Origin of the sequence: Psychrobacillus sp. NPDC096389 (assembly GCF_044762855.1) — a bacterium.
GTDB lineage: Bacteria > Bacillota > Bacilli > Bacillales_A > Planococcaceae > Psychrobacillus.
The window spans coordinates 246,370-269,475 of sequence record NZ_JBIWFB010000005.1; the positions used below are offsets into that span (position 1 = coordinate 246,370).

The 23,106-nt window shown below is 37.9% G+C and carries 22 protein-coding genes and 1 riboswitch; of the genes, 13 read left to right on the top strand and 9 right to left on the bottom strand.

What is annotated here, in order from left to right; translation table 11 throughout:
* Nucleotides 1-165: 165 nt before the first annotated feature.
* Nucleotides 166-672 (bottom strand): PPC domain-containing DNA-binding protein, encoded by a 507-nt coding sequence (locus tag ACIQ38_RS14550; protein WP_402824260.1) that lies wholly within the window; start codon nucleotides 670-672, stop codon nucleotides 166-168.
* 149 nt (nucleotides 673-821) lie between these two features.
* Nucleotides 822-933: riboswitch (SAM riboswitch) on the top strand.
* 93 nt (nucleotides 934-1,026) lie between these two features.
* On the opposite strand from ACIQ38_RS14550, the gene ACIQ38_RS14555 reads away from it, so the two are divergent.
* The 6 genes from ACIQ38_RS14555 (at nucleotide 1,027) to ACIQ38_RS14580 (ending at nucleotide 6,939) form a co-directional block, all read left to right on the top strand.
* Nucleotides 1,027-1,848 carry a MetQ/NlpA family ABC transporter substrate-binding protein gene (locus ACIQ38_RS14555; protein WP_402824263.1) on the top strand — a complete coding sequence of 274 codons (822 nt, stop codon included), beginning with the start codon at nucleotides 1,027-1,029 and terminating at the stop codon, nucleotides 1,846-1,848.
* 247 nt (nucleotides 1,849-2,095) lie between these two features.
* Entirely contained in the window at nucleotides 2,096-3,115 is a 1,020-nt protein-coding gene (locus ACIQ38_RS14560; protein ID WP_402824266.1) for a methionine ABC transporter ATP-binding protein, read from the top strand.
* Complete coding sequence (locus ACIQ38_RS14565) at nucleotides 3,112-3,783, top strand: methionine ABC transporter permease (RefSeq protein ID WP_402824269.1); 672 nt, start codon at nucleotides 3,112-3,114, stop codon at nucleotides 3,781-3,783. Before ACIQ38_RS14560 ends, ACIQ38_RS14565 begins: the two co-directional genes overlap by 4 nt.
* Before the next feature lie 14 nt (nucleotides 3,784-3,797).
* Nucleotides 3,798-4,574 (top strand): enoyl-CoA hydratase/isomerase family protein, encoded by a 777-nt coding sequence (locus ACIQ38_RS14570; protein ID WP_402824272.1) that lies wholly within the window; start codon nucleotides 3,798-3,800, stop codon nucleotides 4,572-4,574.
* Between the two features lie 12 nt (nucleotides 4,575-4,586).
* Nucleotides 4,587-5,720, top strand: coding sequence for an alpha-hydroxy acid oxidase (locus ACIQ38_RS14575; RefSeq protein ID WP_402824275.1), 1,134 nt, complete (start codon nucleotides 4,587-4,589; stop codon nucleotides 5,718-5,720).
* A 25-nt stretch (nucleotides 5,721-5,745) separates the two neighbouring features.
* On the top strand, nucleotides 5,746-6,939 hold the full coding sequence (locus tag ACIQ38_RS14580; RefSeq protein ID WP_402824278.1) for a CaiB/BaiF CoA transferase family protein: 1,194 nt from the start codon (nucleotides 5,746-5,748) through the stop codon (nucleotides 6,937-6,939).
* A gap of 26 nt (nucleotides 6,940-6,965) precedes the next feature.
* Here the strand turns inward: ACIQ38_RS14580 and ACIQ38_RS14585 are convergent, their stop codons facing one another.
* Entirely contained in the window at nucleotides 6,966-7,859 is an 894-nt protein-coding gene (locus ACIQ38_RS14585; RefSeq protein ID WP_402824281.1) for a manganese catalase family protein, read from the bottom strand.
* Nucleotides 7,860-7,877: 18 nt separating this feature from the next.
* Nucleotides 7,878-8,105, bottom strand: coding sequence for a YuzF family protein (locus ACIQ38_RS14590; protein ID WP_402824284.1), 228 nt, complete (start codon nucleotides 8,103-8,105; stop codon nucleotides 7,878-7,880).
* A 111-nt stretch (nucleotides 8,106-8,216) separates the two neighbouring features.
* Between ACIQ38_RS14590 and ACIQ38_RS14595 the strand changes: the two genes are divergently transcribed.
* The 6 genes from ACIQ38_RS14595 (at nucleotide 8,217) to ACIQ38_RS14620 (ending at nucleotide 11,865) form a co-directional block, all read left to right on the top strand.
* Nucleotides 8,217-8,783, top strand: a complete 567-nt coding sequence (locus ACIQ38_RS14595; protein WP_402824287.1) for an SLOG family protein — start codon at nucleotides 8,217-8,219, stop codon at nucleotides 8,781-8,783.
* Nucleotides 8,780-9,226, top strand: coding sequence for a branched-chain amino acid aminotransferase (locus ACIQ38_RS14600; RefSeq protein WP_402824290.1), 447 nt, complete (start codon nucleotides 8,780-8,782; stop codon nucleotides 9,224-9,226). Before ACIQ38_RS14595 ends, ACIQ38_RS14600 begins: the two co-directional genes overlap by 4 nt.
* Nucleotides 9,227-9,320: 94 nt before the next feature.
* Nucleotides 9,321-9,956, top strand: coding sequence for a spore coat protein (locus ACIQ38_RS14605; RefSeq protein WP_402824293.1), 636 nt, complete (start codon nucleotides 9,321-9,323; stop codon nucleotides 9,954-9,956).
* A 113-nt stretch (nucleotides 9,957-10,069) separates the two neighbouring features.
* Complete coding sequence (locus ACIQ38_RS14610; RefSeq protein WP_402824296.1) at nucleotides 10,070-10,729, top strand: HAD family hydrolase; 660 nt, start codon at nucleotides 10,070-10,072, stop codon at nucleotides 10,727-10,729.
* A 240-nt stretch (nucleotides 10,730-10,969) separates the two neighbouring features.
* Nucleotides 10,970-11,596 (top strand): sporulation-specific diadenylate cyclase CdaS, encoded by a 627-nt coding sequence (gene cdaS / locus ACIQ38_RS14615; protein ID WP_402824299.1) that lies wholly within the window; start codon nucleotides 10,970-10,972, stop codon nucleotides 11,594-11,596.
* A gap of 137 nt (nucleotides 11,597-11,733) precedes the next feature.
* On the top strand, nucleotides 11,734-11,865 hold the full coding sequence (locus tag ACIQ38_RS14620) for a YjcZ family sporulation protein (protein WP_402824302.1): 132 nt from the start codon (nucleotides 11,734-11,736) through the stop codon (nucleotides 11,863-11,865).
* 75 nt (nucleotides 11,866-11,940) lie between these two features.
* On the opposite strand, the gene hisF is transcribed toward ACIQ38_RS14620, so the two are convergent.
* From hisF to gltB, 4 genes are all read right to left on the bottom strand, one after another.
* Nucleotides 11,941-12,717, bottom strand: coding sequence for an imidazole glycerol phosphate synthase subunit HisF (hisF, locus tag ACIQ38_RS14625; protein WP_402824304.1), 777 nt, complete (start codon nucleotides 12,715-12,717; stop codon nucleotides 11,941-11,943).
* Between the two features lie 12 nt (nucleotides 12,718-12,729).
* Complete coding sequence (hisH, locus tag ACIQ38_RS14630) at nucleotides 12,730-13,329, bottom strand: imidazole glycerol phosphate synthase subunit HisH (protein WP_402824307.1); 600 nt, start codon at nucleotides 13,327-13,329, stop codon at nucleotides 12,730-12,732.
* Nucleotides 13,330-13,425: 96 nt separating this feature from the next.
* Nucleotides 13,426-14,907 (bottom strand): glutamate synthase small subunit, encoded by a 1,482-nt coding sequence (gltD, locus tag ACIQ38_RS14635; protein WP_402824310.1) that lies wholly within the window; start codon nucleotides 14,905-14,907, stop codon nucleotides 13,426-13,428.
* A gap of 15 nt (nucleotides 14,908-14,922) precedes the next feature.
* Entirely contained in the window at nucleotides 14,923-19,455 is a 4,533-nt protein-coding gene (gene gltB / locus ACIQ38_RS14640; RefSeq protein WP_402824313.1) for a glutamate synthase large subunit, read from the bottom strand.
* A gap of 120 nt (nucleotides 19,456-19,575) precedes the next feature.
* Between gltB and gltC the strand changes: the two genes are divergently transcribed.
* Entirely contained in the window at nucleotides 19,576-20,478 is a 903-nt protein-coding gene (gene gltC, locus ACIQ38_RS14645; RefSeq protein ID WP_402824316.1) for a glutamate biosynthesis transcriptional regulator GltC, read from the top strand.
* A 47-nt stretch (nucleotides 20,479-20,525) separates the two neighbouring features.
* Here the strand turns inward: gltC and ACIQ38_RS14650 are convergent, their stop codons facing one another.
* Nucleotides 20,526-21,437, bottom strand: coding sequence for a DMT family transporter (locus tag ACIQ38_RS14650; protein ID WP_402824319.1), 912 nt, complete (start codon nucleotides 21,435-21,437; stop codon nucleotides 20,526-20,528).
* A 239-nt stretch (nucleotides 21,438-21,676) separates the two neighbouring features.
* Nucleotides 21,677-23,053, bottom strand: a complete 1,377-nt coding sequence (locus ACIQ38_RS14655; RefSeq protein WP_402824322.1) for a GntP family permease — start codon at nucleotides 23,051-23,053, stop codon at nucleotides 21,677-21,679.
* Between the last annotated feature and the right edge of the window lie 53 nt (nucleotides 23,054-23,106).

The following is a 23,106-nucleotide window of genomic DNA, read 5'->3' on the forward strand; positions in this document are numbered from 1 at the left end:
GTCAGTCGCTCTATGCCATTTACTGGATACACACAAGTGAAAAACTGGAGAATATTTTGTTTTTTAGCAGGTCTGCACAGATAAACAAGCAATTACGATGCTTTATCCCGCACAAAATAAAAAAGGGATCCTCCCAAAAAGTCATTTTGGACTCACCCCCATAGCTTATTTCTCGATTTTTCTTGGTTCCTTCTCATTTTTCTCCACCGGATAAAATTGATTGCCTCCCGTTTCTGGATCAAACTTACGATGGAATTCCATACCAGCCACTTCTGCTATTACAAGATCCACTGTTATCACCGGGTTTTCCCCTTTGATAAAATGGCCCCCAAAAACGTTCCCATTTTGGTCACACATTGTACCGTGAAAGTGCGTTTCGTACGCTCCTTCTCTTTTACAAATAACGCCTGTACCTTGTAAAAATTCGATTGGACCTTCTTTTCTAACCAAATCATTATAGCCAACCCCAATAACAGAATTTTCATTTGGCACTAAATAGACAAAGCCACTTCTTTGAAAACTTCCAAAACAACTAATAATCGTTGCATATTGTATATTGTTTTCTTTGCATAATTGTTCGATTCCTTCCAGTAAATCCGTACCGTATACTAATCTAGCTGCTACTGTTTTTCCAAACTGTCCAGTCGCATAATTGACTCTAATTGCTGACATTCTTTCATCATCCTTGTATTATTATTTATTGATAACAACTTTAATATAGACCGACTGAATATTTCAACTAGAAAAAAATTGTTGACTTTAGTAAATTGACGTAGTAAATTATATTTTATGGAACTTCTGAATAATTTAATAGCTTATATCTCTTATCAAGAGTAGCTGAGGGACTGGCCCGTTGAAGCTCGGCAACCATCTACATTTCGAATGTAGAAAGGTGCTAAATCCTGCAAAACATATTGTTTTGGAAGATAAGAGAGGACAGATTGTATTTTTGCGCCTCTCTTTCTTTTGGAAGAGAGGCTTTTATATTTATTCAATTTTTCTTATAACTATTAGGAGGAATTAGAAATGAAAAAATTTGGTTTACTTTTATCAAGCATACTATTAACTGGAGCACTTGCTGCATGTGGCGATGACTCTAGTAGTGGAGATAAAGCGTTAGACGAGAAAAAATTAGTTGTTGGTGTAACAGCTGGACCACATGAACAAATCGTAGAAGTGGCAAAAGAAGTAGCAGCAAAAGACGGGTTAGAAATTGAGATCAAAACATTCTCCGATTACATTCTACCAAACACTGCATTATCTGAAGGCGATCTCGATGCAAACAGCTACCAACATGGTCCATTTTTAGATACGTTTAACAAAGATCATGGTACAGACTTAGTGCCAGTAGGAAAAACAATCTTAAACCCAATGGGAGTTTATTCGGATAAATACGAATCGATGGATGACCTTCCAGATGGTGCAACTTTTGGTTTACCGAATGACCCAACAAACGGCGCTCGTGCATTGTATATTTTAGAAGAGAATGGATTTATCAAAATTAAAGAAGATAAAAGAGAGACTGCCTCTATTTATGACATTGAAGAAAATCCAAAAAACTTAAAATTTATTGAGTTAGAAGCTGCTCAAATTCCTAAACAATTAAGCGAAGTAGATGCTGCTGCGATCAATACAAACTTTGCACTAGATGCTGGGATTAATCCAAAAGAAGATTCTATTTTACTAGAATCATCAAACTCACCATATGTAAACTATATTGTTGTTCGTGCAGAAAATGAGAATGATCCAACGATTCAAAAATTCGTTAAAGCTTATCAATCAGAAGAAGTGAAAAAGTTCATAGAAGAAGAGTTTCAAGGATCTGTTTTACCTAGCTGGGATGAGTAAAATTAATCAATCACGCTTACCCGTGATTGCGTCTAGATTTTGAATTGAGCTTGCTCAATTACCTCCCTTCAAAATCTGTGACATCCGCCAGGGGCTTAACTTTATTCAGCAGGAATTTAAATCCTACTGAATCGAAGGCAGTTTCATTTTCACCTTCCACTTTTATTTAGAGTTGGTGGACATTTGCTGAATCAAGTTAGAACGTTACCGACATCGGTAACGTTTTCTTTAGAAAGGAAGATATACAATGATTGTTTTGGAAAATATTTCGAAAGAATTCGATAGTAAAAGTGGAAAAGTAAAAGCAGTAAACAATGTCAACATCCATGTTAAAAAAGGAGAAATTCACGGTGTAATTGGTTATAGCGGCGCTGGAAAAAGTACGCTTATCCGCTGTGTCAACCTTCTCGAAAGACCAACAAAAGGAAAAGTATATATAAATGGAGTAGAAACCACTTCCCTCCCCCTTCCTAAATTACGTGAAGCTCGTAATAAAATCGGGATGATTTTCCAAGGATTCAACCTACTAAAAACAGCTACTGTTTACGATAATATTGCGATTCCTCTTAAACTTCTAGGTTATAACAAAACAGAAGTTCAGAAAAGAGCAGAAAAATATTTAGAGATTGTTGGATTAACAGATAAACACAAAAATTATCCAAGTCAGTTATCTGGTGGTCAAAAGCAACGCGTTGCTATTGCAAGAGCACTTGCACAAGAGCCCGAAATTCTATTAAGTGATGAAGCAACTAGCGCACTCGATCCAGAAACAACAGATTCTATTTTAGATCTTCTATTAAAGATAAATAAAGATCTAGGAATAACTATATTGCTTATTACACATGAGATGAATGTCATCCAAAAAATTTGTGATCATGTATATGTAATGGAAAATGGGCATGTGGTTGAGCAAAATAATGCAATTCAGTTATTTACAAAACCTACGCATCCGACAACGAAAAAGTTTTTAAGTACCATTAGTCAGCGTAATCTATCCCCTGCTTTAATTTCACAATTACATGTGACAGGTAGCGTAACACGCTTAACTTTTGTAGGAGAAAGTGCTGGCCAACCTCTACTTGCTGAAGTTAGCAAAAAATTTAATGTGCAACCAAATATACTAACCGCCAACATTATTGAATTAAAAAATGGCATCGTTGGTAATATAGTCATACATTTAATTGGAGAACAAGATCAAGTAAATGCTGCGTTACTATTTTTAGAGGAAAATGGCGTTGGTATTGAGAAGTTGGAGGGACAATCATGAGTAGATTAGAACAATTTACAAATCAATGGCTGCCGATTATCGGTAAATCCGTCATCGAAACATTTCAAATGGTTGGAATTTCATTGTTTTTCTCCGTGCTTATCGGAATACCGCTAGGAATTTTAATCGTATTAACTAGACCAGGTCAAGCTTTGCAAAATAAGTTTTTATATCAAACTAGCAACTTATTGATTAATATACTTCGTTCGATTCCATTTATCATTTTACTATTTTTTATTCTACCATTTACAAAATTTATCGTTGGTACGACGATTGGTGTAAAAGGCGTAATCGTCCCTCTCGTTATTTATACTGCACCGTATATTGCACGTTTAATGGAGTCTGCATTACTAGAAGTTGAAAATGGTGTGATTGAAGCTTATACCGCAATGGGCATTAGAACTGAATCGATTATTTGGCATGTGTTGTTACGTGAAGCACGTCCTTCCATTATTTTAGGTTTAACAATCTCTACGGTTAGTTTAATCGGAGCAACGGCAATGGCTGGTATGGTCGGTGCTGGTGGTCTAGGGGATTTAGCTTATCGCTTTGGACATTTACGTTATGAAGTCGATGTTATGTATGCTACTGTCTTCATATTAATTATCCTCGTTCAAAGCATACAGTCTATTGGAAATAGACTTGCTGCAAGATTGAAAAAAGACTAGTTGGAGGTTTTTGAATGTCGAACAATTTATATGTAGAAAAGAATGGCGCCATCGCTACTCTCATTTTTAATCGCGCGGAAAAGAAAAATTCTTTTTCGCTTGCGATGTTTAAACAATTAGGTGAAATATTAGATGAGTTGGAACTGGATCAACAAATTAAAGTATTGATCTTGAAAGGTGTCGACGAAACTGCATTTTCAGCTGGCGCAGACATTTCAGAGTTTCTAGAAAACCGCTTTTCTGCTCAAAAGGCAAAAGATTATAATGATGCAACCTTGGAATCAATCGAAAAACTGTATCGTTTTCCGAAGCCAACGATTGCCCTTATCAAAACACTTGCTATCGGTGGTGGACTAGAACTTGCAAATTCTTGTGATTTTAGATTTGCTACTTCTGAAAGTAAACTTGGCATTACAGCCGCAAACATCGGAATCATCTACAATTTGACGAGCACGAAGCGTCTAGTTAACTTAGTCGGTCCATCCAAAGCAAAAGAATTATTATACACTGCTAAGTTAATCCGTGCAGAAGAAGGTAAAGAAATCGGCTTAATCGATTATGTTTATCCAATGGAAGAAATAGAAGAAAAGTGCTTAGAATTTGCCGGACAAATAATCCGTAAATCTTCTGTTGCAAATAATGGGATAAAACAAGTAATCCAATCGATTATCGACGGAGAAAATGCAGAAACAAAAGAAATCGAACAACTCATTTTAGATTCCTTTAGTTCCGACGATTATAAAGAAGGAATTGCAGCATTTTTAGAAAAAAGAAAAGCTAATTTTTCATAAGGAGTGGCTCGCATGACTAACTTAGATTTATTGTTAAACAATATTGGCACCAATGAAAAACATCCGATTAATTATAGCGAATTAGAACAAGCGGCGAAAGAAAAGTTAGATGGAGGTCCATTTGGATACATACGCTCATCAGCTGGCGGAGAAGAAACGCTTCGAAAAAATACAGATTCCTTTGCCAAATATTCCATCGTGCCTAGATTTCTAAACGATGTATCCACCTTAAATACGGAAATAACATTGTTCGGACAAATATACCCCCACCCTCTTTTCATCGCACCAGTTGGAATGAACAAAATTGCGCATGAAGATGGAGAAATTGCTGTAGCAAAAGCTGCAGCCAAGTATAACTTTCCGTATATTCAAAGCACTGTTTCTAGCTATTCAATAGAAGAAATTGCGGATGCGACAGAAGGAAGCACAAAATGGTTTCAATTATATTGGTCAGAGAACAAAGAAATTTCATATAGCATCGTAAAAAGAGCCGAAAAAGCTGGATACAAAGCAATTGTCGTAACCGTTGATACAGTGATGCTCGGTTGGCGTGAAGAAGATGTACGTAACCAATTCTCTCCCCTAAAAAAAGGAATCGCTAAAGGGAATTTTGTTACAGACCCATTATTTATGGCATCCCTCCCAGATCAATCAGAAGCTTCTATTATTAATGGTATTGTAGATTATTTATACCACCCTACCTTAAATTGGGATGCTATTGTAGAACTGCGAAAACAGACTTCATTACCTATTCTTATAAAAGGTATACTACATCCTGATGATGCGAAACTTGCAATCGAAAAAGGAATCGACGGTATTATTGTATCTAATCATGGCGGTCGCCAGTTAGATGGTGTAATCGCAAGCATTGATGCCCTACCAGAAATAGTCGAAGCAGTCGATGGAAAAATTCCTGTGTTATTTGATAGTGGGATTCGTCGTGGTTCAGATGCTGTAAAAGCGCTAGCACTTGGTGCCACTGCTGTTTGCATCGGTCGTCCATTTGTTTGGGGATTAGCAGCGGCTGGTCAAGCAGGAGTAGAACGAGTGCTGGAAAGTTTCCTTGCGGAGACAAAGGTGTCTATTTCTTTAAGTGGTGTAAGTCATGTAAATGATCTGCACAAGTTAAAAGTAGTGAAAAGCTAAGGATTGATTGAAGGTGGTATACTCGATGGAACAAGCATTAAAAGGAATGAAAGTGATCGACCTATCTCAAGTATTAGCAGGACCTTATTGTACAATGGTACTAGGAGATATGGGAGCAGATGTTGTCAAAGTAGAAAAGTTTCCTTCTGGTGATGATACTAGACTGATGGGACCTTATATAAATGAAGAAAGTTATATGTATATGATGGTGAATCGCAATAAACGCGGGGTTTGCCTCAACTTAAAAACAGATGAAGGTTTACAAGTTTTATATAAGCTAATAAAAGATGCGGATGTTTTTATCGAAAACTACCGTCCGGGTGTCACAAAAAAACTGGGTATCGATTATGAGACGTTAAAATCAATCAATCCAAGTATCATTTATTGTTCGATTTCAGGTTATGGTCAAACAGGTCCTTATAAAAATAAAGGCGGATTTGATATTATGGCACAAGGGCTTTCCGGCTTGATCGATATGACAGGAGAACGACAAGGAAAGCCTGTCAAAGTCGGTATTGCTATTCATGATATTGCCGCAGGACAAACAGCTATTCAATCTATTTTAGCCGCTTATATTCACCGTTTGAAAACTGGTACTGGACAATATATCGATGTTTCGCTAGTCGATTCTGGGCTTGCTTGGACAGTTTGGGAAGCTGCAGCCTATTTCGGGAAAGGTGAAGTGCCGCGTAGAAACGGAACTGCTCATCGTGTGTCTGCTCCTTATCAAGGCTATAAAACGAAAGATGGTTTTATCCTTATTGGCGCAGCGAACCAAAAGCTATGGGAAAAATTCTGTTTAGAGGTTGTACATAAACCCGAATGGATAAGGGATGAACGTTTCTTAACGAATAGTATACGTGCACAACATGTAGATGAGCTAGAAGTAGAAATGGAAAAAGTGTTAAGCCAACAGGAATCAGCGTATTGGTTAGATTTATTGGACAAAAACGGTATTCCATCTGGACCTATTTATTCGTACGATCAAGCACTAGCTGATGAGCATATTATTTCTAGAGAAATGATTATAGATTATGAGCATCCAGTTGCTGGAGCGATGAAGACATTAGGCTTCCCTGCTAAATTTTCCGAAACACCAGGACAACTTAGAAACCCTGCCCCCCTTCTTGGTCAACATAATAAAGAAGTACTAGTGGAACTTGGCTATTCTATAGAAGAAATTGAGTCTTTCATGGCAAATAGTGTACTAAAAAATTAACCGATTGCACATGCAATCGGTCTTTTTTACATATTTTCCATTAATCTTTTAGCAATTGCTTGATACTCTTCTGGTCCAATACCAGGAGCGAACTGTTCAGGGAGAGAATCTAAATCTGGTATATCATACCCTTGTGGACTACCTTCTTTTACTATTAACTGTGCGCCACTTGCTGGGTTCGTTCCTTTCCAAATTTGCTTTATGTCTGCGTAATCCCCAACATTATTCCATGTAAATAACACATTACCATAACCGAGGTCCTCGTATTTTTTGGCTTGGTCAAAAGCACGGTTATCTAGACTTGGAATTGGGAGCATTTTAGTTACATCTACCCCAGTTGCAATCTCTATTGCTTTTGCATAGGCCAATACATGTGTACCCCCGCGAACTAGCAAGTAACCGATCATTTCTCTTGCAGTAGGATGGTCCGTCATTTCATACACACGCATTTTATGTGTTCGTGCACCACATTCTAAGAAAAAGTTATGAAGTAAATCAAGTACTAGATTACCGCTTGAAAAAACATAATCTCCTCTCCACGGGGCCCCCATCGAGTCACCTGCTAAAGAAGTTTGGGCATTCGCTATGAAGTGATAAGTATTTCTTTTATCCTTTGCCATTTGAAGTGGGGTAACATCAGGATCTCCATTAAATGTAGTCCCTTTTTGTAATAAATTTATCGTGTTAGAGACTAGCTCTACATGACCGAACTCTTCCGCTGTTATACTTGCTACTAGATCATAAAAAGGCTTTAGCTTTGTTTTATCTCGAAAGTTAAATGATTGGTACATATAATTATTGAGTGTAGACATTTCACCAAACTTCCCGCCTAACAATTCTTGTACAGCAGCTGCAGCATTTGCATCACCATACTCTAAGTTTGGGAGTTCAATTAACAATTTGTTCACCCGGTTGAACAATCTATCATACTCCTTTTTCTATTTTGATAGTGTGACCCAGACAATTTCTTGATTTCTTATATAAAAAGGACTGCTACTAACATCAACGACAATATGATCTGGTGTGACCATTGTTAAATTTCCTTGAATCGTACTATTCCTTGTTTGTACTGCAACTCGTTTCCCGCTTAACGTTTGAAGTAGATGATATAAATAAGGCTCAAAACTACTTACAAATTCAACAGACGACTGTGGATTTGTGTTCACTTACTTCCCATCCTTTCAATTCAATCGTTGTATTGTATGAAAAGAAATTTTATAAGGTGACTTGAAAGTGGTAAGATAATGTGGAGATGTTATATAAAGAAGGTCATATAAATGGTGAAACGATTAGTTGTAACAGGCTATAAAGCGCATGAATTAGGTATCTTTAATGATACGCACCCTGGAATTCCAATCATTAAAAAAGCGATTAAAGATCGGCTACTTCTTTTAATTGAAGAAGGATTGGAATGGGTTATACTAAGTGGACAGCAAGGTGTCGAAACTTGGACAGCAGAGATTGTGCTCGAATTGAAGGAAGCATTTCCTTCATTAAAGTACGCCATCATTACTCCTTTTTTAGAGCAAGAAAAGAATTGGAATGAGCTGAAACAAGAAAAATATAAAAGTTTATTGTTTCAAGCGGATTATGAAACAAGCTTAACGAAAAGACCGTACGAAGCACCTTGGCAATTCATCGAAAAAAATAAATTTTTACTTCGTAATTCGGATGGTATACTTATTGTTTACGATGAAGAAAATGAAGGCTCACCAAAGTTTATGAAAAAATTAGCGGAGGCATACATGGAGAAGGAAATTTATACGCTGATTACGATAGATGCGTATGACCTTCAAACGATTGCGGACGAAATTGCAGAAGAAATGAGGAATGATTTTATATGAGTAAACAACAAGTAGTATGTGAAAGATATGATAAAGAAACGGAAGAACTGGTATCGAAAGATTCAATGGAATTTTTGAATACTCCCCTATCTCATTTAAAAGAAAAGAAAAATGAATATGTTTATTTGCAAACAGAAGACTTAAATGCATTAAAAGTAGATGGACTAGTACTAGAATACGACGAAGTATTTGAAGTATACACAGCTATGTTCGGTCTTTCCGTTCAGAAAAAATTTGCTCCTAAAATAGAAGCTTACTTAAACGAACATTATAATAGTGAGAAAATGAACTATAGCATGATGTTTGCTGGAGATGAAGGTTTATGGGAAATAAATTTACCATTAGATTACATCGATCAATTTAGTGAGAGCTTTACGTTGGAAGAAGCGTATCAATTTCTACAATCGTTCATTACTTCCTTAGTGGAAACGATCGAAAATTAATTTATTTGTATAAACACATCTGCATATCAGTCATCGAACTGACCAAACTATAGAGGATGTCCCAATACATTTTCTACAAGGAGGAGAAATTCGAATGAATCAAAACTCATTTGGTCAAGGTCAAACACATCAAAATATGCAAACTGGAAATGTTCCACCACAACTTAATCATGGTGGTCACGAATTATTCGATGTGCATGAAGTATTATCGACGGTTCTGTCGGGCTTGAACTTAAAAACAATACTTCGTCCACATGTGCAAGATCAAGAACTACTCAATATTTTAAATCGTCAATATGCATTTGCATTGGATGAATATAATATTACGGTAGAATGCTTCAAAACAGGTAAAGATCCTTCCCATCCAACTTCTAGCTATAAAATGCAAGGTGGCAATGACTTTATTTATGGGATGAAACCGTCACAACCGAAAAAGCCAATGCAAGGACCAAATGATATTACAGACGAAATGATTTCCGGGTATTTACTCGGTGCTGCAAAAGCTTCTGCAACGGCTAAAACTGCTGCCGCTCTAGAAACAACGAATCCAGTTGTAAGACGAGTACTTGCAGATTCCATTCCAAACTGTATTGAAATGGCATATGAACTGGCTATTTACCAAAACAAGCATCACTACTACCAAGTTCCACAGTTAACGCAGCAAGATATGCAAGGCATACTTAATTCATACGCTCCTGCTCAAGGACCGATGAACAACCAAGTACAATAATTTCGGCTCATCCCTATTTGCAGTAGGGATGAGTTTTTTTATCCATTGTTTCCCTTTCCATTTAACGTATAATGAATATCAAAGACATACATGAGAAAGAAAAGGTGAATGGAATGCGAGTTGCAATTTTTGATTTCGATGGAACGCTATATGCAGAAGAAACATTCAAGCTGTTAATGAATCATTTGAAAGAACATCCCAAATACGGAACAAAATATAAACGCTTTTACCGATCTATCGTCCCACCTTATATTGCAAATAAATTAAAGCTATATCCAGATGCCAAAATGAAAGAACGTTCGATGCAATTATACATAGAAGCTTTTGATGGAATAACAGAAAAAGAAATGGTCGCTTATTTTGATGAACTAACGAAACCGGTTCAACAAGATTTCAACCAAACAGTTTTGACAAGACTCCAACAGCATCAAACTGACAACATACATATACTGCTTGTTTCTGGTGCTTATACGCAATTTTTGCATCAAGTGACAGCTGGCATTTCTTTTAACCAAATTATCGGTACAGAAATTTCCTATAAGAACAATAAAGTCCATACCCATACTCCTATCAGCCATGTGAATGGAACTCGAAAAACCGAGAATATATTACAAACACTACAAGGTCAACAAATTGATTGGGAAAATAGTTATGCATACGGGGATAGCTTTTCGGACTTGCCCGTTCTAGAACTTGTTGGAAATCCTGTAGCGGTAAATCCTGAGGAGAAACTAAAACTAATTGCAAAAGAGCGAGGATGGGAAATAATTTGAAAACCAGAGAGCATTTGGCTATATGCCGGTGCTTTTTTCTTTAAATTTATTTATTTGGAAATATTTACTGCATGCCTTTTCTGACGCAAAAAATCGAAGTTACTCCGCATGAGTTTACTATTTACAAGCTTACGTTATCAGCCGAATGAAGTCCTCACATTTGGGTACACTTTTACTTAAACAGAACAATTAGTAACTAAGGAAAAAATTGTACTATTAATTGGAATGAGGCGTACTTGCATGGAAAGTAGTAATTGCGATTTTTCACCATTAAAGGATCGATTAATAAGAGAGCTTAAAGAAGTATCAATTGAAGTGGATATCGGGCTAAAAACATTATCAGAAGATAACTTTTGTCTTTTAAGCAAACTAGCTACCATTAAAGAACACTTTGAAAAAGCAGAAGCGATGGCGGCTTCTTTTTATTTGAACTGTTATTTGTCTCCGTTTACGGATATGTATTTAGATATTTCGACCGCTCTCCAGCATCTATCAAATCAAAGACATGGAGCCCTAATTGTCATTGAGCGAAAGGACTCTGTAGATTCTATTATTCGCTCAGGCACTCCCTTAGGTGCAAAGTTGACACATTCATTGTTAGAATCCATTTTTTATCCGGGAAATCCTCTCCATGATGGTGCTGTATTAGTTCGGAGTAATCAAATTTTATCAGCTGCAAACGTGCTTCCTTTGTCGAGCATATTTGTAGGTGAAAAAAAACTTGGTACTCGCCATCGTGCTGCTTTAGGATTATCAGAAAAAAGTGATGCGCTCGTCCTTGTTGTTTCGGAAGAGACGGGTAAGGTTGCTTTTGCTCTAAATGGAGAACTTCACCATATTATTACAACTAGCTCTGCGATTCTTTAACCTAGCTATTATGCTTATTAGTTTTAACGTTTTCTTCATCATCAACACATTCGTCTAAGTCCATTCCTATTTATAACATATCATAATAGGAGGGATGAATTCTTTTATCCTTCATTTGGATGTAGGAGGTGAAAGTAATGGGCTATGGATATGGTGGTGGCTACGGTAGTGGCTATGAAGGTGGCTATGGTGGCGCTGGCTCAAGTTTCGTATTGATTGTTGTGCTGTTTATTCTTCTTATTATCGTAGGTGCAACTTTTCTTGCATAACAAGCATAATCGTCTGTTCATTTGAAATAATAAAGGGTGGACTTAATACATCCACCCTTTTGCTTTGTTCTCATTTTATTCCATTCGCACGTTTATCTGTTTGCTTTTTAAATACGATTTAATATCAGAGATCGTGTAATCACCATAGTGAATCATTGATGCGACGAGTGCTGCATCTGCATGGCCATCTGTAAAAACTTCTTCGATATGTGCAAGTTCCCCCGCGCCTCCAGAAGCGATAATTGGCACGTTTACTTTTTCAGATAGTAATTTGATCAATTCGACATCGTAGCCGTTTTTCATACCATCTTTATGAATACTTGTACATATGATTTCCCCAGCACCCAGATCTGTTGCTTGCTGTGCCCACTCCACGACATCCATCCCTGTTTTCTCATGACCAGAATGTGTATATACTTCCCATCTAATTATTTCTTCGTCTTCATTATAAATAGGCATTGCATCTAATCCTAATACGACACATTGTTTTCCGTAAATTTCAGCAGCTTCACGAAGCAGTTCTGGTCTGGCTACTGCCGCGGAATTTACACCAACTTTATCTGCACCTGCACGTAGTAAACGTTTAAAATCATCGATTGTTCGTACACCACCAATGACCGAAAACGGAATATATACTTGTTCTGCAACTTTTCGAATCCAGTCGATTTTCAATTCTTGGCTTTTAAGAGAAGCAGTTGTATCTAGATAAATTAATTCGTCTGCGCCATCTTCTGTATATTTCTTACCTAATTGTGCAGGATCTCCGATAATCGTCGGATTACGAAATTGTACATATTTTACTGCTTTATCATTTAACACATCGATTGCTGGAACAATTCTTTTTCTAAGCATATATGTTACTCCTCATTTACAGTAATTTTCTAATAACTGAATGCCATGTTTACCGCTTTTTTCGGGGTGAAACTGTACTCCCATTACTTGTTCGTTCCCAATAACGCTAGCAAAATCGAATCCATAATTAGTACCTCCTAAAACATCCTTTTCTTCTGTGGCATTCGCATAAAAAGAATGGACGAAGTAAAAATCTGCGTTTTGCGGAATTTGATGAAATAAGAAATGATTTTGAACATCCTTTACTTGGTTCCAGCCCATATGAGGAACCTTTTCGACTGTTTCTTTAAATAAAGGAACGCTTCCTTTGATCAGTCCCAAACATTCCACATTTCCCTCTTCACTTGTTTCCAACAAAAGTTGCATCCCTAAACAAATACCTAAAAGTGGTGTTCCTTTTGAAACCTCTATTTTTATATAGTCGCTTAAACCTGTTTCATTTAACACGTCCATGGCAACTTTTGCATTTCCAACTCCAGGTAATATGAGCTTTGTCACAGATTCGTCATGATCACTCGATTTAGTAATAAGCTTTGTCTCATATCCTAGACGGTCGATCGCTTTTAATACACTATGTAAATTCCCTGCTCCATAATCGATTATGCCAATCATCATTTTGCCTCCACTAATTAGTATTCTTTTATTATGCCACCAATCGATCGAAAAAAACAGAAAAACTTTAGTCTGCTAATAGAGTAAACCAGTCATTTAAGAAATGACTGGTTTTTTGCTTACATATGCACCTACTTTTTTGGCTACTTCCTGCCCTTCTTTTATGGCCCAAACGATAAGACTTTGCCCTTTTCTTGCATCTCCTGCAGTAAATATGCCTTCCACATTCGTAGCGTAATCTTTTGTAGAAGCGGCAATTTTTTTGTTCACGATGTTCACCCCAAATTGGTTTGGAAGTGTTAGCTCGGGACCTTCAAATCCAATCGCTACAAACACAAATTGCGCTGGCCAAACTTTTTCGGTACCAGGAATTTCACGGAAAAAATGATAGCCATCCTCTCCTAAAATTTTTTCCATTTGAATGGTATGAAGCTCTTTTAAATTTCCTTTTGCATCTGGGATCATTTTTGTCGTTTGAATCAAATATTCTCGAGGATCTTTACCATATTTTGCTTCTGCTTCTTCATAGGCGTATTCCAATTTATAAGTAATTGGATCAGTCGGCCATAAATTGTCTTCCGCTCTGGCAGTTGGTAATTGTGGGTGTTTACCGAACTGGACAACCGATTTACATTTTTGACGAATTGCAGTCGCTACACAATCAGCACCAGTATCTCCCCCACCAATTACGATGACATCTTTTCCTTTCGTATCGATATACTGTCCATCAGCAAAATTGGAATCCAGTAAACTTTTTGTTGTTGTCGTTAAGTAATCCATAGCGAGATGAACCCCATTTGAGGTGCTACCTTCCATATGAAGAACTCGTTGTTTTTGTGCACCAATACATAAAATAATGGCATCGAATTGATCTTTTAATTGCTGAGCTGAAATATCTTTGCCGATTTCTGTATTTAATACAAAATCAATTCCTTCTTGCTCTAGTAATTGAATTCGACGCTCCACCACTTCTTTTTCTAACTTCATATTAGGTATCCCGTAAGTAAGTAACCCTCCTGCACGGTCCGCACGCTCATAGACAGTGACAGAGTGACCAGCTTGGTTTAATTCATCGGCACTTGCAAGTCCAGCAGGACCCGATCCTACGATGGCAATTTTTCTCCCACTACGCTCCTTCGGAATTCTAGGTACTACCCAACCATTTTCAAATCCTTTATCAATAATCGTTCGCTCAATATTTTTGATGGATACTGCTGGATCTGAAATAGCAAGTGTACAAGAACCTTCACAAGGTGCTGGACAAACACGACCAGTAAATTCAGGAAAATTATTGGTCATAGAAAGTCTTTCTAGTGCCTCTTGCCATTTCCCTTTATAAACTAAATCATTCCACTCTGGGATTAAATTATTAATCGGACAGCCTGCAGTTGCACCTCTTATTTCAATCCCCATATGACAAAAAGGAGTACCGCAATCCATACATCTTGCCCCTTGTATTTGAAGCGCCTCATCCGTTAACTTGGAAGCATACTCCCCCCAGTTTTTAATACGCTTGAGGGGGGCTTCCTCCTTTCCTTTTTCTCGTTTATAATCCATAAATCCAGTAGGTTTCCCCATTTGTATTCCCCCCTCTTATTTTTTTACTAACGTGAGTGGCTTCTTTTCTTCTTTCACAGAAGTGGCTAGAAATGCTTGCATTGCTGCTGCGTCATCCGTTAAACCATTACGTTTAAAGTCTGCGATTTTATCGAGCATTTTCTTATAATCTTTCGGCACGACTTTTACCATTTGTTGTACTGCTACATCCCATTTATCCAGTATATTCATTGCTTTCGTGCTTTTCGTGTAATAGTAATGATCCATTATTAATTGGCGAATGGAGTGTCTTTCTTCTGACAATTCAATACGTTCCAACTGAATCATTTCCATATTGCATTTTTCTTTTAATCCGTCCAAGTCATCAACAAGTACATACGCAACCCCGCCTGACATGCCTGCAGCAAAGTTTTTCCCTACATCCCCTAGTATGACGGCACGACCACCAGTCATATATTCACAACCATGATCCCCAATGCCTTCTACGACTACATCTACCCCACTATTTCGAACTGCAAAGCGCTCCCCAGCACGACCATTAATAAATGCAGTTCCACTTGTTGCACCGTAAAGCGCGACATTCCCAGCTATAACATTTCCTTCTACAGCGCCTTTAATAGGTGCCGAAACAAACAGTTTTCCACCAGATAAACCTTTCCCAAAATAATCATTTACATCCCCTGTAACATACATCGACATCCCTTTAGGTACAAAAGCGCCAAAGCTCTGACCTGCACTTCCCGTAAACCTTAGTGTAATGGAATCATTGGCTAATCCTCTAGCTCCGTATAGCTTAGAAATTTCGCTTCCAATTACTGTGCCTACTACACGGTCCGTATTGGAAATTGGAAAATTCAAATCCACTTTTGATTGGTTTAAAATGGCATGTTCTACTTTTGGTAATAGTTCTGTTAAGTCAAAAGATTGATCTATTTTATGATTTTGAATTGTTTTAAACGTTCTCGGACCTTCTGGCTGAAATAGAAGTGCCGTTAAATCTAAGTGCTTGGCTTTCCAATGTTCTTTTGCACGATTGCTCACCTCTAACACATCCGTACGTCCTACCATTTCTTCTATCGTTCTAAAACCAAGTAATGCCATATATTCACGCACTTCTTCTGCTACGAATTTCATAAAGTTGACAACATAATCGGCTGTTCCTGTGAATTTGTCACGAAGCTCTGGATTTTGAGTGGCAATACCGACTGGACAAGTGTCTAAATGGCAAGCCCGCATCATTACACACCCTAAAACGATTAAGGGAGCTGTTGCAAAGCCATATTCTTCTGCACCGAGTAATGTGGCCATCACAACATCTTTACCAGTCATCAACTTGCCGTCTGTCTCTAGTCTGACTCGATCACGAAGTCCATTTAACATTAATGTTTGATGAGCTTCTGCAAGGCCGAGCTCCCAAGGAAGTCCCGTATGTTTAATGCTCGTTTTCGGAGATGCCCCAGTTCCCCCATCATAGCCACTAATGACAATAACATCTGCTGCACCTTTTGCCACCCCAGCTGCAATGGTACCAACGCCAGATTTTGCGACTAGTTTTACACTAATGCGAGCAGTTCTATTGGCATTTTTTAAGTCATGGATTAACTGCGCCATATCTTCAATCGAATAAATATCATGATGCGGAGGCGGAGATATTAATCCAACTCCAGTAGTAGATCCGCGAACATCCGCTACCCATGGATATACTTTATTGCCAGGTAACTGGCCACCTTCTCCAGGTTTTGCCCCTTGCGCCATTTTGATTTGAAGCTCATCTGCTTGCACTAAATAATGGCTTTTTACACCAAATCGACCAGACGCTATTTGTTTAATCGCACTTCTACGATTATCTCCGTTTGCATCTAGTTCATAACGACTTGGATGCTCCCCGCCTTCTCCACTGTTACTTTTACCGCCAATTCGGTTCATAGCAATGGCAAGTGTTTCATGTGCTTCTTTGCTAAGTGAACCAAATGACATTGCACCTGTTTTAAAACGTTTGACAATGGAATCCACTGACTCTACTTGTTCCAGTGGAATTCGTTTAATATCTTGTTTGAATGTCCATAAATTACGTAAAAAACCGATGCGTTCTTCATTAGCCATTTCTGCATATTGGCGATATAAACCGTAATCACCTCTCCTAGTAGCCCACTGAAGTGTATGAATCGTTTTCGGATTAAAAGCGTGATGCTCCCCTGTGCTTCTCCACTGGAAATCACTGCCTGAATCTAATGAGCCTCCCTTTGAATCCAATGCTGATTGATGTCGTTTATTTGCTTCTTCAGCAATCGTTTCTAGATTGATCCCTCCTATTTGAGAGGCTGTTCCAGTGAAATAGCGATCGATTACGTCTTTACTAATACCTACTGCTTCAAAAATCTGTGCACCTCGGTAACTTTGCACAGTCGATATTCCCATTTTGGACATGACTTTGACTACACCATCAGCAATACCTTTACTGTATTTGATTACAGCTTCTTCGTAACTTATATCAATATGCCCATTCTCCATTGCTTCGGCAATTGTTGCATAGGCAAGATATGGGTTAATCGCATCTACACCGTAACCGATTAAAGCGGCGAATTGATGGACCTCTCTTGCTTCACCAGACTCTAAGATGATACTTACTTTCGTTCGATTTCCTGTGCTTAGTAAATGTTGGTGTAGACTACTTGCTGCGAGTAAAACAGGAATGGTTGTTTGATTGCTGTCTAGCGGTTTATCTGACAAGACAAGCAAAGTTTTCCCTTGAGCGATACACTCATCCGCCTTCTTAGAAATGGTACTCAAACTATTTTCTAAGTTTTCAGACATACCTAGATAGATTGTTGCGCTTTGAAAAGATTCTGACTCCATTTTCATCAATTGTTTCAGTTGGCTGTTCGTTAAAATTGGTGTGTCTAGAAAAATCCGCTTACTATTTTGTTCCGTAGGATGGAGTAAGTCCCCCTCTGCTCCGAGCAATGTCATCGTTGATGTGACAATATGCTCTCGAATTGAATCGATCGGCGGATTGGTCACTTGTGCAAATAGTTGTTTAAAATAATTGAATAAAGATTGTGGACGATCCGACAACACAGCAAGTGGCGTATCGCTACCCATTGATCCTATTGGGTCTTTGCCATCTAATGCAATGGGAACAATATATTTTTGAATATCTTCATATGTGTAACCAAATACTTTTTGTTTGAATAAAAGATCTTCTACCTGCTCTGGTTGTTCATTTTCGGAAGTAAGTGGTATTAAATGATCGTTTAACCACTTTTCATACGGTAATGCATTTGCCATTTGGGATTTTATTTCTTCGTCTGAAATAATGCGACCTTGTTCTAGATCGACAAGTAGCATTTTGCCCGGACTTAATCGTTCTTTTATCAAAATATTTTCTTCTTCGACATCTACTACGCCTACTTCAGATGAAAAAATAATATAATCGTCTTTTGTCACATAATAGCGAGCTGGGCGTAAGCCGTTACGATCTAAAATAGCTCCAATTTGCTTGCCATCTGTAAATGAAATCGCAGTAGGTCCATCCCACGGCTCCATTAAACTGCTGTGATATGCATAGAAGGCTTTTTTCTCGTCACTAATATGCGGATTTTCCGTCCAAGGCTCTGGTATTAGCATCATCGCAGTATGCGCTGGAGTTCTCCCAGCAAGCACAAAAAATTCAAAAGCATTGTCGAGCATGGAAGAGTCACTTCCATTTGTATCAATGATTGGCAACAATTTAGGGAGATCTTCTCCAAATGCTTGTGATATAAATTGTTGCTCGCGAGCTTTCATCCAGTTTATATTTCCACGTAATGTATTAATTTCTCCGTTGTGGACGATGTATCGGTTAGGATGTGCACGTTCCCAGCTCGGAAAAGTATTCGTACTATAGCGGGAATGTACTAATGAAAATGCAGATGTAAATAGCTCATCTTGTAGATCTAAGTAAAATAGGTCTACTTCTTCTGGTGTAAGCAATCCTTTATAAACAATTGTCTGGCTAGAAAGACTAGCACAATAAAATTTTTTCTCTTGTTGTAGTGCCCAATGTTCTACTTGTTTTCGAATGACGTATAATTTCCGTTCAAATGCAAGTGAATCAGTTGAATCAACTGCCTTGATAAATACTTGGCGAACGACTGGTGCCGTTTCTTTTGCTTTTTCGCTTAAGCAATTTTCGTTAATAGGGACAGTTCTCCAGCCGATAAGTTCTTGCCCTTCCGCTGCAATTGTATCGTTTATCTTTTGCTCAATTGCTTCGCGTTCTTCCGTGTTATTTGTAAAAAATAGCATTCCTACACCGTATGCTCCACTTTCCGGTAAATTCCATTTGTTACAAACAACACGAAAATAGACATCCGGGATTTGAACCATAAGCCCAGCGCCGTCTCCTGTTTGACCATCACTTCCACGTCCCGCACGGTGATCAAGACGACATAACATTTCTAATCCTTTTTTGACAATATCATGTGTTTTCATTCCTTTTATATGTGCATATAAACCTATCCCACATGCGTCATGCTCAAACGCTGGGTCGTACATGCCTTGTGCTTTCGGTATTTGATGAAATGTCATGTGAATCCCTCCATCTTTTTCAAAAGTTAACTTAGGAATATTGTATGTTTTCAAACTAATACAAACAATATATAATTTGGATATAAATCATCTACATTTTAGATAGATTAGGAGGAAACGATGGAAATACGCCAATTGAGGTACTTTATCGAAGTAGCAGAACGAGAACATATTTCAGAAGCAGCAATTCATTTGCATGTGGCACAGTCAGCTGTCAGTAGGCAAATCGCCAATTTAGAAGATGAACTCGGCGTCGAATTATTCGAGCGTGTTGGGAGAAATGTAAAGTTAACGCCGATTGGGAAGATTTTTTTAGAACATAGTATTTCGGCATTGCAAGCAATCGATTATGCGAAAAAGCAAATTGATGAATATTTAGATCCGGATACAGGTACGATTAAAATCGGTTTCCCTACTAGTTTAGCGGGACATTTTTTGCCTACTGTCATTTCTGCATTTAAAAAAGAATATCCAAATGTTGCCTTCCATTTACGTCAAGGTTCTTACAATTATTTAATCGATGCTGTGAAAAATAGAGAGCTAAATCTTGCTTTTTTAGGACCACTTCCACCTAAGGATCATTCGATTAACACATCTATTTTATTTACCGAAAATTTTTCGGCACTTTTACCTTCTACTCATCCACTAGCAAAGCGGGAGAAAATCCATTTAAAAGATTTGTTGGATGATGACTTCATTTTATTTCCAGAAGGTTATGTATTACGGAAAATCGCATTAGAAGCTTGCCATTCTGTTGGATTCACGCCTAACACTTCTTCGGAAGGAGAAGATATGGACGCGATTAAAGGATTAGTGGCAGCAGGAATGGGGGTAAGTTTACTGCCAGAAAGCTCTTTTTACCATTCAACACCTAGATTTACAGTTAAAATCTCAATCGAAACGCCGGTTATTAGAAGAACAGTTGGCATTATTAGTCCAGCAACGAGAGATTTATCACCGTCAGAAAAAGTGTTCCACCAATTTGTCATACGCTTTTTTGCGGTACTTGGCCAGTATCAATGAAAAAGACAGCAAATCCTCATTCAAGGATTCCTGTCTTTTTTCCATTTTTAAATTTCTGATCTATTAAGTTCTCTTATCGAAAGTAACTTCTTTTTGCTTTGATAGTTAACGATAAAAATACTTAACCCTACCATTGCCAATCCAACAACAAGCAAATAAGTAATTGGCTCACCTAAAAAGACAGCTCCTAAAAAGACGGCAATAATTGGCACGAGAAAAGTAAACGCCCCAACTTTACTTGCTTCCCCTTCATTAATGAGTTTGTAGTATACAATATAGGCAAGTGGAATCCCGAAAACGATACCGAAACTTACACCAAATAAATAACTGCCGTTCCATATAATATCGGACCAATTTTCAAAGATGGTCCCGCTCCCTAATAAAACGGCTCCACCGATCATCGATTGCATAGAAACCATCCAATAAGCGTCTAGTCGATGTCTGACTTTCTTTACATAAATCACCCCGAAAGCCCAACATACAGCAGTGGTCAACCCTAAAACAACCCCGATGACAGATACATGATATGTCAGTCCATCCATACTCACGACTACAATTCCCGCAAATCCAAGAAATAGGCCAAATATTTTCACGAGCGTCATCGATTCTCCTAACCAAATCCAAGCAAGCAACCCCAATAAAATCGGTTGAAAATACACAAGAATTGAAAACAATCCACCAGGCAAATAATTTAACCCAACAGTGTGTATCCCAAAAAACAAAACCGTATTAAATAATGCAGAAATACAATACATACGCCAATTGTCACGCCAATTAATCTTATCCCGCCGCTTCAACAAGAGAATTCCCAATAAACATCCACCAATGAATGTTCGCATTCCTGCAAATAGCAAAGGTGGAGTAAAAGGTAATGCATATTTGTAAATCGGCCAACTGGCCCCCCATAAAAAAACAAGAAATAAAAGTAGTACCGTAGAATTCGAGAATAACTTATTCAAGTTTACAACTCCCCTCCCCTACAAAACGAACCCCTTACTTCCACTATACGCCCAAAATCCAAAACGACTCACTACAACTTTTCAAATCTAACCTTTGCTTTATTACATTTGTGTTACTGGTGCCAGGCACCAGTAACTTAGTTGTAACATTTCCTTAACTATTAGAATACTAAAAATAGAGTAGATACATGTATTTATTCATGCGTCTACTCTATTTTGTGCCACATTATATGAAAGCATTATCCAACAATCGAATTTGCAATTATTAACATAATCATCGCTGTGAACCAAGCAAGTGTTGTTGGTATAGACCAAACTAAGACTTGTTCTTTCAACTTTGTAATGCCAAGCATACGGTTAACTACCCAGAATAGGGAGTCGTTGAAATATGAAAACAGCATTGCACCGAGTGCTGCAGCTTGTGCTGCAAGTGCTAAATTCACATCTAAATTTGCTAGTATAGGAGCTGAAATAGATGCGGCTGTAATCATTGCAACTGTACCACTACCTTGGATCAAGCGAACGATAGAAGCAATAAAGAAAGGAACTAAAATTGCTGGTAAAGGCAATCCTGCAATAATTTCTGCAAGGTAATCACCAGTTCCACTATCACGTAAAACTGTACCTAAAGCACCACCAGCTCCAGTTACTAATAAAATTATTCCAGCAGTAGTCATACCTTCTTCCATTCTCTCAAGTGCTTCTTCACGTTTCATACGATTTGCTAAACCATAAATTGCAGCAACTAATCCTAGTGCTAATGCGATAATTGGTTGACCTAAAAATAATACATAATCCCAAACTCCGCCTGTGATTTTTAATGCTGATAATGTTGTATTTAAGAATATTAATAGAATTGGTAATAAAATCGGGAAAAACGACAGAAATAATGATGGCAATTCTTTTTCACGATCTGCAGATGCCGCTAAAAAGTCATTGTATACCATTTCTGAAGAGTCTCTTCGTATAAATCCTTCCCCATCTTCCTCAGGCACTTGGTAAATTCTTTTACCAATCCATTGTGCGTACAACACACCAACAATAATGATTGGTATAGCGAATATCAGACCCCAGAAAATCATTTCCCCTATGTCTACCCCAAAAATCCCTGCAACTCCTAACGGACCTGGAGTCGGCGGTACTGCATGATGCGTTGCAGCCAATCCAATCGCTAGTGCAACTCCAAGTGTAACGACGGATTTTCCTGTTTTACGAGATAATGACTTTACTAACGGATTTAAAATTACAAAAGCGGAATCTACAAATATCGGAATAGAAACAATGTATCCCGCAATCGCCATTGCCCATTCTTCTTTTTTCTTTCCTACTAGACGAATCAACGAGTAAGCTAGTTTTTCGGCTGCTCCTGTGACTTCCAAAATACGTCCCATCATAACTCCAAGACCAACTACAATACCAATAGATGCCAGCGTATTCCCGAAACCTGATGTAATAGAATTAACCACTTTAAGTGGCTCCATCCCTCCGATTAATCCAGTAATTGATGCAGCAATAATTAGTGCTAAAAATGCATGAATTTTTGTTTTTAAAACTAGTAAAATAAGAACTGTAATACCAATAGCTAAACCAAGTAACATTTGCATTTCTAATGTCATCCCCATGAAACCCCTTTCATTTTATCTTTATAAAATAGAAGGAAAGCACACTC

Bases quoted from the DNA above. Each gene is read 5' to 3' on its own strand.
- ACIQ38_RS14595 (WP_402824287.1), top strand. From the start codon at position 8,217: ATGGTGAAACGATTAGTTGTAACAGGCTATAAAGCGCATGAATTAGGT.
- ACIQ38_RS14550 (WP_402824260.1), bottom strand. From the start codon at position 672: ATGTCAGCAATTAGAGTCAATTATGCGACTGGACAGTTTGGAAAAACA.
- ACIQ38_RS14610 (WP_402824296.1), top strand. From the start codon at position 10,070: ATGCGAGTTGCAATTTTTGATTTCGATGGAACGCTATATGCAGAAGAA.
- gltD (WP_402824310.1), bottom strand. From the start codon at position 14,907: ATGGGGAAACCTACTGGATTTATGGATTATAAACGAGAAAAAGGAAAG.
- cdaS (WP_402824299.1), top strand. From the start codon at position 10,970: ATGGAAAGTAGTAATTGCGATTTTTCACCATTAAAGGATCGATTAATA.
- hisF (WP_402824304.1), bottom strand. From the start codon at position 12,717: ATGCTTAGAAAAAGAATTGTTCCAGCAATCGATGTGTTAAATGATAAA.
- ACIQ38_RS14575 (WP_402824275.1), top strand. From the start codon at position 4,587: ATGACTAACTTAGATTTATTGTTAAACAATATTGGCACCAATGAAAAA.
- ACIQ38_RS14580 (WP_402824278.1), top strand. From the start codon at position 5,746: ATGGAACAAGCATTAAAAGGAATGAAAGTGATCGACCTATCTCAAGTA.
- ACIQ38_RS14600 (WP_402824290.1), top strand. From the start codon at position 8,780: ATGAGTAAACAACAAGTAGTATGTGAAAGATATGATAAAGAAACGGAA.
- ACIQ38_RS14620 (WP_402824302.1), top strand. From the start codon at position 11,734: ATGGGCTATGGATATGGTGGTGGCTACGGTAGTGGCTATGAAGGTGGC.
- ACIQ38_RS14560 (WP_402824266.1), top strand. From the start codon at position 2,096: ATGATTGTTTTGGAAAATATTTCGAAAGAATTCGATAGTAAAAGTGGA.
- ACIQ38_RS14655 (WP_402824322.1), bottom strand. From the start codon at position 23,053: ATGACATTAGAAATGCAAATGTTACTTGGTTTAGCTATTGGTATTACA.
- hisH (WP_402824307.1), bottom strand. From the start codon at position 13,329: ATGATTGGCATAATCGATTATGGAGCAGGGAATTTACATAGTGTATTA.
- ACIQ38_RS14565 (WP_402824269.1), top strand. From the start codon at position 3,112: ATGAGTAGATTAGAACAATTTACAAATCAATGGCTGCCGATTATCGGT.
- ACIQ38_RS14605 (WP_402824293.1), top strand. From the start codon at position 9,321: ATGAATCAAAACTCATTTGGTCAAGGTCAAACACATCAAAATATGCAA.
- ACIQ38_RS14570 (WP_402824272.1), top strand. From the start codon at position 3,798: ATGTCGAACAATTTATATGTAGAAAAGAATGGCGCCATCGCTACTCTC.
- gltC (WP_402824316.1), top strand. From the start codon at position 19,576: ATGGAAATACGCCAATTGAGGTACTTTATCGAAGTAGCAGAACGAGAA.
- gltB (WP_402824313.1), bottom strand. From the start codon at position 19,455: ATGACATTTCATCAAATACCGAAAGCACAAGGCATGTACGACCCAGCG.
- ACIQ38_RS14555 (WP_402824263.1), top strand. From the start codon at position 1,027: ATGAAAAAATTTGGTTTACTTTTATCAAGCATACTATTAACTGGAGCA.